The sequence below is a fragment of the Brasilonema octagenarum UFV-OR1 genome, assembly GCF_963888615.1.
Lineage (GTDB): Bacteria > Cyanobacteriota > Cyanobacteriia > Cyanobacteriales > Nostocaceae > Brasilonema > Brasilonema sennae.
On the sequence record NZ_CAWPKW010000391.1, the window covers coordinates 1 to 1117 of the forward strand.

Annotated in this window: 2 protein-coding genes; both read right to left on the reverse strand. The window is 38.9% G+C overall.

Going from position 1 to position 1117, the window contains the following annotated elements; translation table 11 throughout:
* Positions 1-373: MFS transporter (locus AC5590_RS34360; RefSeq protein ID WP_169269007.1), on the reverse strand; the 373-nt coding region annotated here is incomplete at its 3' end.
* A 97-nt stretch (positions 374-470) separates the two neighbouring features.
* A partial coding sequence (locus AC5590_RS34365) for a condensation domain-containing protein (RefSeq protein ID WP_248277451.1) occupies positions 471-1117 on the reverse strand: 647 nt, incomplete at its 5' end.

A 1117-nucleotide genomic window follows, 5' to 3' on the forward strand; every position in this document is an offset into this window, starting at 1 on the left:
TAAATAACCAGGCAATGGTTAAGGTACATAGACCAGCACAGAAGTCACTAATCATCATGATCCAGCGCCGACTCCAGCGGTCAACAAATACTCCAGCAATGGGGGAGATAATAATCGCAGGTAAGGTTGTTGATAGAATCAGGAGAGTGAACTGGGTGTTTGAGTTAGTATGCTGATAAATCCAAATACTCAGAGCAAAACTGGTCATGCGAGAGCCAACCAGAGATAATACCTGACCAATCCAGATCAAGATAAAAACGCTCATGTTTTGAGTTATCTCTCCTTCCTTACTAGAGAAATACTCAGTCCACCTAAATAAAGACAATCCAAATCTGGGCTGTTCTTTCAACTCTGGTGGGTTATTTTTTAACATAGTAATATTGACTATTGGTTAATTTGTGATACATCATCCTCGTTAAATGTAGCATTTATAACTCATATGCTACACGGCAGTCAGTATATTATTGAAGTTATGCAAATTCAGAAACTTGGCTAGTTGGATGTTGGACGAGCTTCTCTAGAATTTCTTGGTAATAGCTAAACAGATCCTCAATGGTTTCATTTGTAAATAGCTCTGTGCTGTACCAGACTGTAATTTCAATGGTTGGATTATTTACAGAAGGTGAAGAAACATAAAGTTCTAAAGGAATTTTCGCATTCCACAAGCTGAGATCGCGCTTAATTGTTACAAAGTCTACATCTAACATCCAGTCATGGCAATTTTGTGCAGGTAGCATAGTCAGGCATGCCCAGAGGTTAAGTGGTTGTTTGCTTGTAATAGCGTCAATGACTGTTTGAACAGGAATCTCTTTATTGTTGATTGCTTCTGTGAGAGTTTCTTTGATCTCTTCTAAAAGAGTAAGTCCTGTTTGCTCAGATGAGAGATGCGATCGCAAAATTACGTCGTTGATAAAGCAACCGAGCATGTTTTCGGTTTCTACCGTACTACGATTACCAACTGTTGTCATTACTAAAATTTCGTTTTTACCACTATAATTAAACAAAAGTATCTTCAGAGCAGTCAGAATGATGACAAAGATGGTGACTCCTTGAGAACGGCTGAGGGCTTCGATTGATGCCACAAGACTGGCTGGCAGAACTACAGAATAAATAGATG